Genomic DNA, 13,245 nt, shown 5'->3' with positions numbered 1-13,245 from the left:
AGGAATACTGTGAATATATTTCAACCTAAGCTGCAATATACTCAACTAACTAGCTTTCTTAATCGGTCTCATCCGCAGAGCTTTGTAAAAAAAACTATCATGAACGAACAACAGTTATACTACCGTCAAAAACTCAAATTTGAAATTGACGCTTCCGACTTATTTGACAGCTTGCAAACAGCCTCTGAAATCGTCATTGTAGACACCAGAAAACCAGAATTCTATGCACAAGAACACCTCCCAAAAGCCATTAACCTTCCACATCGATCTATGAATAGTACTACGTGTAACGAACTAGCCCCTAGCAAAACCTATGTCTGCTATTGTGATGGTATTGGATGCAATGCTTCGACAAAAGGAGCGTTACAGCTCTCCCTTTTAGGTTTTCAAGTAAAAGAACTCATCGGAGGTCTTGACTGGTGGAAACGCGACGGTTATCCAACGACTACTGAACTTTCAACTGATGCGGAAGCTACAAGTATTCGCTGTGGTTGCTAAAGCGCTACCAACGAATTGCCATTGGTACAGTCAGTTCACGTATCGTGGTGTGTATAAAAATGCACTGTTATTTAAAACAACTCTAAACAATAAATTGTCAAATGTTTTTTGTCGACCGAATCCTTTTTTTTATAACTTTGAACTTCAATTAAATACGAAATGACAATTTTTTATACATATAAGCAATGTAAGTGGTCTGTAAAATACAGAGACACTCGGGCTATTTATGTATTATAATTATATCAACATAAAATATAACAATATATAAAAGTCCGACTTCACAGTCGGACTTTTTATTTTTATATCACTCTAAAATCAACCAAAACAAGCACTATGAAAAATCTACTAAACAACTATCGCAAGACCTTTGAGGGCCTCTCTAGAGAGGTTTGGTGGCTGGCGCTCATTACACTCATTAACCGTGCAGGGACTATGGTAATTCCATTTTTGTCACTGTACTTGACCAAAAGCCTCGGCTTTACCCTACATCAAGTAGGTTGGATTATGACTGCGTTCGGACTAGGTTCTGTAGCAGGATCGTACATCGGAGGAAAGCTTACTGACAGCATCGGTTCCTTTAAAGTAATGAAGGTAAGTTTACTATTAACAGGACTCTTATTTGTCCTACTTCAGTACATCGACACCTATATGGGATTCATCATCGGAATCTTCGCTGTTATGCTCGTGGCGGACACCTTTAGACCGGCCATGTTTGTCGCTCTAAACGCCTATAGTAAACCAGAAAACAAAACGCGTTCGGTAACCTTAATCCGCTTGGCTATTAATTTAGGATTTACAGCCGGCCCTGCCATCGGAGGGCTTATCATTGCCTCAATTGGCTATCAAGGATTGTTTTGGGTAGACGGAATTACCTGTTTACTCGCCACCCTATTAATGATCAATGTATTACACCCGAAGAAAGCCAAAGTTACGGATAAAGTAGTTATTGAAAATCCGGTATCTGTTTATAAAGATCGTCCCTTTTGGATCTTCTTTTTCGCAATGTTTATGTTTGGGTTTATCTTTCTGCAGTACTTCTCAACCATGCCGCTGTACTACAGAGACGGGCATCAGCTCACAGAACTCTCTATTGGAATCTTAATGGGAATGAATGGTTTTATTATATTTCTACTTGAGATGCCGCTGATTAGTTGGCTCGAAAAAAGCTCGTACTCGAAAACAGCACTTATCTTATTTGGACTCGTGCTGGTAGGATTGAGTTTTGTGGTTCTGAACCTCACAACTTGGTCAGGGGTCCTCGTTATTGGAATGCTGTTTATGACCATAGGAGAAATGATTGCCTTCCCTTTCTCGAATGCCTTCGTCATTGAACGTGCGAAAAAAGGAAAACAAGGAGAGTATATGGCTTACTATAGTATTGCCTTCTCTGCCTCACATATTTTTGGTCATAATACGGGAATGCAACTAGTAAAAGAGATCGGATTCGACAGTACTTGGAATATTATGAGCATCCTTTCAGGATTGGGAGTGTTGGCCTTAATTGCCTTATTATGGGTTTTGAAAAATGAAAAAAAATTCAATCAACTCTTTCATATTTCCACGGTTAATATGAAGAAATCTATTGCCTTTTATCAAGATTTAGGCTTCGAAGTATTCGGAAAAACAACTCCTGAGGTTACGTCGTTAAGGTCGGCAAATGGCAGACAGGAAGTTACTATTCAGAAAGTAATGAATGTCCAACAAACTGAACAAATAAGCGTGGCGACTTCAAAGAAAAAGCTGCAAAAATTACTCGCTTTGGCCGAAAAGAACAACATCGCGCACAGCACCTCAGCAAGTGAAAACGAAGCACAACTCACAGATCCTGACGGCAATCAAATAAAAATCGCCGTCAAATAAAACCACTAAGTCACGGTACGTTTTGCCGTGACTCTTTTTTGTATACTCATGAATTTAAATCAAGTTACCATACCGTCAAGCAATCTAGCCAATGCAGTTTCCTTTTACCAGAAACTCGGTTTCTTGCTCATCGTTGATGCCCTTCCTCGTTATGCGCGCTTCGAATTGCCAAAAGGAGATAGTACCTTTTCTATACACCACGAAACATCCCTCCCTCAAGGAAAGGGAATTACCTTGTATTTTGAGGTTGAAAATTTAGACGCCACCGTCAGTAATTTACGTTCGAAAGGGATTGTATTTCAATTGCTCCCCACCGACCAACCTTGGCTTTGGCAAGAAGCACATTTAAAAGATCCGGATGGAAATCAACTCATTCTTTACAAGGCTGGGAAAAACAGAAAAAATCCTCCTTGGAGAATCAATTAAGGACTGCAAGTTTTTATATTTGCTAAAATCATTAGCTATGAACAAGCGAAAAAGAAAATAATAAGTTCACCTGCTTTTCACAGAGTACGACCGGTAACGACAGGCGCTTTTATACCTTTTAATTTGTAATGCAATCATCGCTGTTGGTAAGTTACTTTTTTCAACATCCTAAGGTCAAAGTACAGCAAATTAAAGAATAGGCCATTACTTCCGAAGTATCATAAAAAGCAATACTAAAAACAATAACAACAACAAGGTCAGCAAAGCACAAAACTGCCTAGCGCAAGGCCTAAAAAACTATAAAAAGTACTAAAATGAACATACAAGACGCTCAAAAACAGGTTGACGAATGGATTAAAAATCACGGAGTTCGCTATTTTAACGAATTGACAAACATGGCCCAATTAACAGAAGAAGTTGGCGAGGTTGCTCGAATTATAGCGCGTCGTTACGGTGAGCAAAGTGAAAAGGAAAGCGATAAATCAAAAGATCTCGGTGAAGAGTTAGCCGACGTCGTATTTGTGGTACTTTGTTTGGCCAATCAAACGGGAGTAAACCTACAAGAGGCTTTTGACAAAAAACTCGACCTAAAAACAAAACGCGATCACGATCGTCATCACAACAACGAAAAACTAAAATAAATGAGCCTAGCAAACAACGTTAAAAAACTAGAATTTTGGAAAAATGTTGGGAAAGTAGCCCTTCCTTTTCTTTTGGTCGTGGTAATCATCACGCTCATCCTCAACAATGCCAGCGATATTTTCTCGGGAGATTTTCAAGCTGTATACGAGTTCAACTTTGCAGACGGTAAATGGAAACGCTTTTGGGCAATGAAAATAGTCGTTAGTTTTTTCTACAGTATTTGGATCACCAACAAAAAAATGGTTTAGTACTATGAATTTAGATTTACACACCACGTCGAGTAACATTCACGCAGACATCCAAATTTCAGGATCAAAAAGTGAATCAAATCGCCTATTGATTTTGCAACAGCTTTATGCTAATTTAGCTATCGATAACCTTTCAGACTCTGACGATACACATCACTTACAAGCGGCTTTGAAGGGCAATGACCTCGTAGCCGATATCGGTCATGCTGGAACTGCCATGCGATTTTTAACGGCATTTTTTGCTACGCAAGAAGGTCAGACAAAAATTCTGCAAGGCTCTGAACGAATGCACAACCGCCCGATTAAAATTCTAGTGGATGCGCTACGCCAAATGGGGGCTCAAATAGAATATATTGAAAAAGAAGGGTACCCTCCCTTAAAGATCACTGGAGCAATACTCGACAAAAGTACCGTTGCCATCAACGGAAATGTCAGTAGTCAATACATCTCTGCATTGATGCTCATTGCGCCGAGTTTACCGGCTGGCTTGACCATTGAATTATTGGGAGCCATCACTTCAGTACCGTATATTAACATGACCTTAGCGCTCCTCCACCAACTCGGTATTGACGCTGCGTTTGAAGGCCAATTTATCCATATCAAACCTTTACAACAAACCGACGACAAACAACTCGTGGTAGAATCTGACTGGAGTTCAGCTTCTTATTTCTATTCACTTATTGCCTTGAGTGAACTCAACTCAACTGTTAGCCTAAGTGCCTACAATGAAACGAGTTTACAAGGAGACAGTTGCCTTGCCAGTATCTACCAGCATTTTGGCGTAACCACAGTATTTGAAGAGCATCGCGTTATTTTGACAAAAACCGACATGGGTAAAAACACGCCCCTTGTCCTCGATTTAAAAAATGCTCCAGACATTGCTCAAACCATTGCTGTTAGCTGTTTTGGATTAGGAATTGCCTGTGAACTAACCGGTTTACATACCTTAAAAATTAAAGAAACCGACCGTTTAGAGGCCTTGCGTGAAGAGCTTACCAAACTGGGCGCTGATATTCATGTGACGAATGACAGTTTGCACCTAAAGGCAAGTGGGCAAATTAAAGCTGATGTCGCAATTGCTACCTATAACGACCATCGTATGGCCATGGCTTTTGCTCCCCTAGCACTCAAAACTTCACTTACTGTATTGGAAGCCGAAGTAGTCACTAAATCGTTTCGAAACTTTTGGAACGATATGAAAAAAATAGGAATGCATATTCAAGAACACTAAAATAAAAGCGGAATAGCTTGACAACCCCTAGGGCGATATCGTATATTTGCCCTCGTTTAGAAAATTACACATATGAAGTTATCAAATTTTGATTTTGACTTGCCACAAGAATTGTTGGCAGAATATCCTTCAGAGCACAGAGATGAAGCGCGCTTAATGGTTTTAAACCGCGAAAAGCAAACAATTGAACACAAGCTCTTTAAAGACTTGATCAATTATTTCGATGAGGGCGATGTAATGATGTTGAACAACACAAAAGTTTTCCCTGCTCGTATGTACGGTAACAAGGAAAAAACAGGTGCTCGCATTGAAGTATTTTTACTTCGTGAATTAAACGCTGAAAATCGTTTATGGGATGTATTGGTTGACCCGGCTCGTAAAATCAGAATTGGAAACAAATTATTTTTCGGTGAAGACGATAGCCTAGTTGCTGAAGTTATTGACAACACTACTTCAAGAGGTAGAACGCTTCGTTTTTTGTTTGATGGATCTTACGAAGAATTCCGCAAGAAATTAATCTTATTAGGAGAAACTCCGTTGCCAAAATACATCAAACGCGAGGTAGAACCAGAAGATGAAAGTAGATACCAAACTATTTTTGCTAAGCACGAAGGAGCCGTTGCTGCCCCAACTGCTGGACTTCATTTTTCTAAGCACTTAATGAAACGTTTAGAAATCAAAGGTGTAGATTTTGCCGAGATGACCTTACACGTAGGTTTAGGTACCTTTAACCCTGTAGAGGTAGAAGATTTATCGAAACACAAAATGGATTCGGAGCAAATTATCATTCCTCAAAACAGTGTTGATATTGTAAACAACGCCATTGATCAAAAACGTAAAGTATGTGCCATTGGTACTACTGTTATGCGTACTGTAGAGTCATCGGTATCTGCTAGCAAGCGCTTAAACCCATACAACGGATGGACTAACAAATTCATTTTCCCTCCTTATGACTTTAGCATTGCTAACTGTATGGTTACAAACTTCCACACGCCAAAATCTACTTTATTAATGATGGTGTCAGCATTTGCTGGTCACGATTTCATTATGGAAGCCTATGAGGAAGCCGTTAAAGAAAAATACAAATTCTACTCGTATGGTGACGCGATGTTAATCATCTAACAAACTATACGACATACAATTACAACTGGTAATCAACTACTGATTACCAGTTTTTTTATAGTACCTTTGCAATTCTAAGTTTTTAACTAATTCCTTTATACTGTTGAGCAATAAGAAAGATATACGCGCCTTAAGTAAAGACCAATTACGTGATTTTTTTGTCGGGAACAACGACAAAGCTTTCCGAGGAAATCAAGTTTACGAGTGGTTATGGCACAAAGCTGCACACAGTTTTGATGACATGACTAACTTGTCAAAAGCTACGCGTCAGATGTTGGATGAGAATTTCGTGATCAACCACATTGAAGTTGACACCATGCAACGCAGTAATGATGGTACGATTAAAAATGCCATTAAACTTCACGATGGATTGATTGTTGAGTCGGTACTAATCCCGACAGAAACCCGTACAACAGCCTGTGTGTCGAGCCAGGTAGGTTGTAGTTTGGATTGTAAATTTTGTGCTACTGCACGCTTGAAACGCATGCGTAATTTAAACGCTGACGAAATTTACGATCAGGTGGTTGCTATTGACAAACAAAGCCGTCATTATCACAACCACAAGCTCTCAAACATCGTGTTTATGGGAATGGGAGAACCGTTGATGAATTACAAAAACGTTATCAAAGCTATTGATAAAATCACCTCTCCTGAAGGGCTGGGGATGGCCGCCAGAAGAATTACCTTATCGACTTCTGGGGTACCTAAAATGATTAAGAAAATGGCTGACGATGAAGTTCGCTTTAACCTCGCTGTTTCACTGCACTCAGCAATCGATGAAGTCCGAACTAGCATCATGCCTTTTAACAGTACCTTTCCCTTACACGACTTAGCAGATTCACTCAAATATTGGTACGAAAAAACCAAGCGAAAGGTGACGTATGAATACGTAGTGTGGAATGGAATTAACGATCGCAAAGAAGATATCGATGCGTTGATTCAATTTTGTAAGCACATTCCTTGTAAGGTAAATCTCATCGAATACAATCCTATCGACGATGGAGAATTCCAACAAGCTTCTGAACGTGCGCTCAACAATTATATTTCTAATTTAGAAATGAACGACATCGTCGTAAATGTACGTAGATCAAGAGGTAAAGATATCGACGCGGCCTGTGGACAATTAGCAAATAAATCATAACCAAAAAAAATAATAATTCCCGACTAGACTTATTTTATATTCGCAATTTTAAAAATTTCAGTATGAAAAAAGTCATCTTAAGCCTGTGCTTGCTTTGCACAGCACTTACCTCTTGGGGACAAGAAACAACGAGCGCTAAGCTCCAAAAACAATTCAAAATCAGTTATCAAATTCTCGCTTTTGAAGCGAGCTATGAGCTCCCTATTAGCGATGCGTTCTCACTAGAAGGAGGTATCGGTATTGGTGCTGGGAACTACGTGCGCCCCACACTCTTAAATTCCAAAGAGCTCGGTGCTGCCCTCTCTTTCGAATCTTTCCCTCCACTGCGTCTTCGTACAAAAGTCAAGTACGTTTACAACAGGGAGAAACGCCTAAAAGCCGGAAAAAACATAGCTTACAATTCCGGAAATTACTTGGCTTTACAAAGCTTACTTACCACTGCACAACGCGATGATAGTGATCAAAAAAAACCGGCGAACAACACCTTAATTACCGAAGTACATTGGGGACTACAACGAAGTTTAGGCGGAAACTGGCTATTTAACGTATACGCCGGTATTGGCTATGCCTACGATTTTCATTTTCAACTAGGTAAAATTCACCCGGCCATAGGCTTAGAATTCTCCTACGTCTTGTTTTAGATAAAAGTTTTGTAAAAAAACCAGAGCGCTCCTGAAAAAAGGAGCGCTTTTTTTGTTCACCAACCTCGCTATTTTGCCTTTAACTACCCTCCTTTGTAAACTTAAAGAGCTGTAAAAATTGCCCTCGTCCATTTTTGTTTAAAGTTTGTACTACATTTTCATTTCAACCCCATAAAGACACCAAAGAAATTAAAAACAACGCATTAAAATCGATTTCTGAACTACACAATTCATAAATCCCGTATAGTACTCACTATTTAATTTATAAATCCAACACGACGCAGGCTCATTCTTTACCCTTAAACCAATAGTGGGAGCTAGTTTTGCCATCAATAAATTTAAATTGTTTTAACATGAAAAAACTAGCAGCAATTGCTATGATAGCGTTCCTTATGTCATGTAAGGAAGAAGGGGTAAAACCTCAAGCGAGCTATGAACAGGAAGTCGAGCTAAAATTCGATGAAAAAGAAAAACTTATCAGCTTCAATTCTCCATTAGAAATGACCGCCGCCTATGAAGAGTTGAAAGAACTAAAAGACCCTAATGAGGTATTTGAAAAATACTACGATAAAGGTTTTTTACCACTGCGTCCATCGGGATACGTTAGTGAAGAACGATTAGAGGCCTTACATTACAAAAAACAAGAGCGTTTGGCCGGTAGAAACAGTAAAACCTATCCGAAAGAAGACCTTATTGTCAACGATGTGTTTGCCAATTTGTTAAACGAAGAAGGAGAAATCCAGGTAGGTGATAAAATTTACAAGTACACGGATCAAGGACTCTATTTTACCGACAAAAAGAACCGTGAACTCTTAAAACAGCTTCCGTTAAACCAACGTTTAGTGGCCAACAAAACTGCAATTGGTCATTACGTTCCTAACAGAGCCAATTTACCAGAATATAAAATTGTCCCTATTGACGATTGTGGCAACGGTGGTCCTAATGATATTAGAATCGAAGAATTATCCTATTACGATTGTGGTAATGGCGGTGGTGGCGGATCGTATACAGGAGGCGGAAGCTCTACAGCCTCTTCAACGACTCCCCCAAGTACCGAACATTACAACGTATGTGTAAATACTAAGGACGGTTGGATTGATAATATCTTCGGAAAATCTTATGCTTGTGAGTACAAATTTAACAGCAAGAAAAAGCTGAGAACAGTATTCGCAGCTGAAGATTTCTACTTTTTCACCGACGTTTATGCACAGGCGAAATTCAAGCAAAAAACATGGTTAGGATGGTTCTCTGATCGCGATGCTGACATCGTGTATTTAAAGAACAAAAAAGTAGTTTTAAAGGTAAAAGAAAGAACGTTTGAAGTACCTCTTTTCTATACCAAAGAAAAAGATGTCATCAAAATTTACAATCAAATTACTGCCTTCTTTACAAGCAAACCTAAGTCGACCATTCAATACATTTCTAATGTGTATGACATAGATAACAAGACGACCAAAAATTACCAACCTACTTTTGAAGAGTTAATTCAATCAGGTAATAATGGTTCTATGCTTACCCCTGCAAAAGCTCAAAACAAACCATTTTTGGACATCGATGTCAATTTAAAAAACCTCTTTGGACAAAAGGTAAATAAAGCCATCGTAATCAATGTAATGGGTAAAGAGGTCGTGAAGTTAACAAACGCCAAACTGTTGAAAATGGCAGCTGATGCTTTGAAGAAGAATTTTATCAAGCTCGATAAAAACCAAACAGGTGGAATCGCCTTCGTTGGTCAAGATCCTCAAACAAAAAAGATCACACCATTGGCCTATAGCGTATTTGGTGAAACAGTAACCGTAAAGCGCTTAGCAATAGCCCGTCGTACTTTTGATATTCCTTCAAATACTAAGTTAGATAAGCTCGTTTTTGCCTTTTCTAATAAGGGAGATTCTCGTTCGTACGGTATCGGATTTAAAGTGAAGTGGAACGTGGTAAACTCAGTAGATATCGAAATCGAGTCTGGAGCAAAATACGGCGGTAAATGGGGTGGATCAAAGTTTAAGGTAAAATACTAATTCACAACATACTCAAGTAAGTATCCGTATTTTTTGAGTACTTTACAAGCACCTTGTTTTTACAAGGTGCTTGCCTGTATTATAAATATCTGTATATCTATTCCTATTTTTAGATTCAACGTACTGCTGTAATTACTACCAAACCATTCAAACGCCCACCTATCTCTTAATACAAGCATTCAATAACGTACACTCTAATTCAGGTACAGATTTTTCTTACCTTCGTTCATACCCGAGGCGATAGCGTTAAACCAAGGCTAGGTCCTAAAAATTGACTAAAATTAGGCCATAGTATTGAAATAGTGCTAGGTGATAATATTAAACCGGAATTGGGTCATGGCATTTTACCTGGGCTAGGTTTTAACATTTGACTAGAATTGGGCCACAGCAGTAGAACGGTGTTGGGTGATAGTATTAAACTGAAATTGGGCAGTAGCATTTGACCTGGGCTATGTTCTAACAATTAACTGAAATTGGGCCACAGCAGTAGACCGGTATTGGGTGATAACGTTAAACTGGAATTGAGCCATGTTATTTAACTAGTATTAGGCTATACCATTAAACCAAGGCTAGGTTCTAACAATTGACTGAAATTGGGTCATGGTATTTAACTAGTATTAGGCTATACCCTTAGACCAAGGCTAGATTCTAACATTTAACTAGCGTTAGAAGCCCGACTTAAAACAGTTATAAACAGCGAAGTTCGTATGTTTCCTAAGTCATCAACAATTCAAGTACCTCAGTAAACCGGGCACAAGTAGCTAAGGTTCGGCAATACGCCAGCAATAAACGGTTGAAATGACATAGTTAACCGGTAACAAGTTGCCAAAGTATACTAGTAGACTGACTTTAAAACAGTATGGGAGGTATACGTCAACAGCTCGGTAGCACTAAAGACTCGCCATCGTCATCGGATATTCAATTCACAAAAAAAATACATCATGAAAAAATCAACCTTATTTACAGTAACCGTCGCGTTTATCTCTTTTTTATTAGTTACCATAAGCTGTCAAGAAGAAGTACCCTCGGAGGTCCCATTAGCCAGTATTTCTAAAGTAATCGCGAAACTCAACGATGCCAATGTTTTTGAACTTGACCAAAATGACAATGGCAGCCTTTCGTCAAAAGAATTCAATGGTTTTGAATATGGATTTTCTTCAAAAATGGCTCCAGGGGATATCCTCTGTGAAGGGTCAGGAATCAGTTTCGCCAAATGCGTACAAAAGCAGCTAGACGGCGGTAAAAAATTGCTTTTATACAAATCAGGAAACCATTACATTGCTGAAGAACTGTAGCCATAGTCCACCAATAGGCAAGACATGTAGCCTCCACTAAGCTATCACTTAATTATGAGCCCAAACCTACCCCTTATAATCGATAACAGTTCTTGTAGTCATTGCTTATTTTTGTCGCCTCAACAAGGCTCGCTGTACCACATTGATAGGATAGCCGTAAACAAAAGGAATCTCTTTTGTTCCTTTCCCAGTGGTAACTTTGTTCTTCATCGCTGTGAATAGAATTTCAAATTCTAATTGTGTTCTCTGAAAAGCCAAGCGAGAACTTAAAAAATTCCCCTGAACCTCAAAAAAACTATACAGCGTATTATCAACAAATTTCACAGGTAGTACGATACCATTATTTTCGTCTATTTCGAATACTTTTTTTTCTTTATCTAAAACTTTTAAAGAGTAATTTCTCGGTTTACCATTGTACACTAACACATAGTTATAAACAGCTGATGAGTCTGTTACTTGTAAATGAAATTCCATGGGTATTTTTTGTTTCCCCCGAGGAGTAGTGATTTCCAACTGCCCTTTATAGATTCCCAAAAAATCATCTGGAAACACTAGAGCATCCTGACCGTAACTGGCCAGCACAAATACGAACAAGCACAAAAAAAGAAAAATCTGTTTCATTGGAATTTTGTTTAGTTTTCAAAGATAAGAATCTCAAAAGTATTCGTATTTTTGTCAACCTATTATGAAGCCAGTAGAGCAAATAAAACTTCCCATCGCCAAAGAAATGGAACTCTTTGAATCTAAATTCAAAGATGCCATGTTGTCTAAAGTCCCCTTATTGAATCGTATAACCTTTTATATCGTACGAAGAAAAGGAAAACAAATGCGTCCCATGTTCGTATTTTTAGTTGCGAAAATGGTTTCTGAAGGTGGCTTCGATGAGCGTACCTATCGCGGAGCTTCCGTTGTAGAACTCATTCATACAGCAACCCTAGTACACGACGATGTGGTAGACGATAGTAACCGTCGAAGAGGCTTTTTCTCTATCAATGCCCTCTGGAAAAATAAGATTGCCGTACTAGTAGGTGATTTTTTATTGTCAAAAGGCCTTTTATTGTCGATCGATAACGAAGATTTTGATATCTTAAAACTCATTTCTATTGCTGTGAGAGAAATGAGTGAAGGTGAGCTACTACAGATTGAAAAGGCTAGAAAATTAGATATCACAGAAGAAGTCTATTTTGAGATTATTCGACAAAAAACAGCAACCTTAATTGCAGCTTGCTGCGGTATCGGTGCCGCCTCTGTAGGAGCTAGTAATGAAGTAGTGCAGCAAATGAGAAAATTTGGTGAGTATATCGGTATCGCTTTTCAAATAAAAGATGATTTGTTCGATTACACCGAAGAGAAAATTGGTAAGCCTACAGGAATAGATATCAAGGAACAAAAAATGACCTTGCCACTAATCTATACACTTAATACCGTATCAGAAAAGGATAAGAATTGGCTGATTAATTCTGTTAAGAAACACAATAAGAATAAAAAACGCGTAAAAGAAGTCATCGCCTTCGTAAAAGCAAACGGTGGACTCGAATATACCACTAATAAAATGCACGATTATAAAAACAAAGCAATCGCTATCTTGAATAATTTTCCAGATTCTGATTATAAGTCTTCATTGTTGAAAATGATCGACTATGTGGTGGAACGAAAAATCTAGTTAACAACGCTCCGAACGTCGATAGGCTAACCAGGTAGACACCCCACCTAAGTCTAAAGCTTGGTAAAAATTTGTACGCTTTATAATACAGTCATGTTGCGCTTCTGGCTCTATTTTTATAAAGCGATACAATACCAATTTTATGAGACTCTCTTTTACCATTTCATAGTTGAATCGCCCCTCCGTGTCCGATTGTAAAAACCTTTGAATAAAGTTGTCTATAGTGCTGTATCGATGCTCCCCTTGTAAAGCCCTAAAAATTATTTCTTCCATTTTTTCTTTCTTTTTTACAAAGGTAAGTCCCCAGTTTCCAGTGAAAAAGGGAATATGCGCATAAAAAAACGCAGTTTTCCGTTTATTCGTCATAATCTCCCGTTTATTCATTTTATCCCCCATTCCCGAACATCCATTTTGTATGAATACACTTTTTTATCCACCTTTACAATACCCGGCGAAAATAGCG

14 protein-coding genes are annotated in these 13,245 nt (G+C 38.6%); 12 read left to right on the top strand and 2 right to left on the bottom strand.

Going from position 1 to position 13,245, the window contains the following annotated elements:
• Window positions 1-99: 99 nt before the first annotated feature.
• The 11 genes from ACKTS5_RS04985 to ACKTS5_RS04935 all read left to right on the top strand — a co-directional run bounded on the left by ACKTS5_RS04985 (window position 100) and on the right by ACKTS5_RS04935 (window position 11,119).
• Window positions 100-498, top strand: a complete 399-nt coding sequence (locus tag ACKTS5_RS04985; RefSeq protein ID WP_408042742.1) for a rhodanese-like domain-containing protein — start codon at window positions 100-102, stop codon at window positions 496-498.
• A gap of 333 nt (window positions 499-831) precedes the next feature.
• Complete coding sequence (locus ACKTS5_RS04980; RefSeq protein WP_408042741.1) at window positions 832-2,358, top strand: MFS transporter; 1,527 nt, start codon at window positions 832-834, stop codon at window positions 2,356-2,358.
• Between the two features lie 48 nt (window positions 2,359-2,406).
• On the top strand, window positions 2,407-2,784 hold the full coding sequence (locus ACKTS5_RS04975; protein WP_408042740.1) for a VOC family protein: 378 nt from the start codon (window positions 2,407-2,409) through the stop codon (window positions 2,782-2,784).
• A gap of 314 nt (window positions 2,785-3,098) precedes the next feature.
• Window positions 3,099-3,425: a nucleotide pyrophosphohydrolase gene (locus ACKTS5_RS04970; RefSeq protein ID WP_408042739.1), complete on the top strand. Its 327-nt coding sequence runs from the start codon at window positions 3,099-3,101 to the stop codon at window positions 3,423-3,425.
• Complete coding sequence (locus tag ACKTS5_RS04965) at window positions 3,426-3,674, top strand: hypothetical protein (RefSeq protein WP_408042738.1); 249 nt, start codon at window positions 3,426-3,428, stop codon at window positions 3,672-3,674.
• Between the two features lie 4 nt (window positions 3,675-3,678).
• Window positions 3,679-4,905 carry a 3-phosphoshikimate 1-carboxyvinyltransferase gene (locus ACKTS5_RS04960; protein ID WP_408042737.1) on the top strand — a complete coding sequence of 409 codons (1,227 nt, stop codon included), beginning with the start codon at window positions 3,679-3,681 and terminating at the stop codon, window positions 4,903-4,905.
• A 72-nt stretch (window positions 4,906-4,977) separates the two neighbouring features.
• Window positions 4,978-6,027: a tRNA preQ1(34) S-adenosylmethionine ribosyltransferase-isomerase QueA gene (gene queA, locus ACKTS5_RS04955; protein WP_408042736.1), complete on the top strand. Its 1,050-nt coding sequence runs from the start codon at window positions 4,978-4,980 to the stop codon at window positions 6,025-6,027.
• A 100-nt stretch (window positions 6,028-6,127) separates the two neighbouring features.
• Complete coding sequence (gene rlmN, locus ACKTS5_RS04950) at window positions 6,128-7,168, top strand: 23S rRNA (adenine(2503)-C(2))-methyltransferase RlmN (protein WP_408043124.1); 1,041 nt, start codon at window positions 6,128-6,130, stop codon at window positions 7,166-7,168.
• 62 nt (window positions 7,169-7,230) lie between these two features.
• Window positions 7,231-7,809, top strand: a complete 579-nt coding sequence (locus tag ACKTS5_RS04945; protein ID WP_408042735.1) for a hypothetical protein — start codon at window positions 7,231-7,233, stop codon at window positions 7,807-7,809.
• Window positions 7,810-8,162: 353 nt separating this feature from the next.
• Window positions 8,163-9,824 (top strand): hypothetical protein, encoded by a 1,662-nt coding sequence (locus ACKTS5_RS04940; protein WP_408042734.1) that lies wholly within the window; start codon window positions 8,163-8,165, stop codon window positions 9,822-9,824.
• Window positions 9,825-10,765: 941 nt separating this feature from the next.
• Window positions 10,766-11,119 carry a hypothetical protein gene (locus ACKTS5_RS04935; RefSeq protein ID WP_408042733.1) on the top strand — a complete coding sequence of 118 codons (354 nt, stop codon included), beginning with the start codon at window positions 10,766-10,768 and terminating at the stop codon, window positions 11,117-11,119.
• Window positions 11,120-11,224: 105 nt separating this feature from the next.
• On the opposite strand, the gene ACKTS5_RS04930 is transcribed toward ACKTS5_RS04935, so the two are convergent.
• Window positions 11,225-11,740: a hypothetical protein gene (locus tag ACKTS5_RS04930; RefSeq protein ID WP_408042732.1), complete on the bottom strand. Its 516-nt coding sequence runs from the start codon at window positions 11,738-11,740 to the stop codon at window positions 11,225-11,227.
• Window positions 11,741-11,804: 64 nt separating this feature from the next.
• On the opposite strand from ACKTS5_RS04930, the gene ACKTS5_RS04925 reads away from it, so the two are divergent.
• A complete protein-coding gene (locus ACKTS5_RS04925; protein ID WP_408042731.1) occupies window positions 11,805-12,782 on the top strand; it encodes a polyprenyl synthetase family protein in 978 nt (325 codons plus the stop codon).
• Here the strand turns inward: ACKTS5_RS04925 and ACKTS5_RS04920 are convergent, their stop codons facing one another.
• A complete protein-coding gene (locus ACKTS5_RS04920) occupies window positions 12,783-13,148 on the bottom strand; it encodes a hypothetical protein (protein ID WP_408042730.1) in 366 nt (121 codons plus the stop codon).
• Between the last annotated feature and the right edge of the window lie 97 nt (window positions 13,149-13,245).

This window comes from Tenacibaculum litopenaei (genome assembly GCF_964514025.1).
Lineage (GTDB): Bacteria > Bacteroidota > Bacteroidia > Flavobacteriales > Flavobacteriaceae > Polaribacter > Polaribacter litopenaei.
This window is presented reverse-complemented; position numbering and strand designations above follow the sequence as displayed.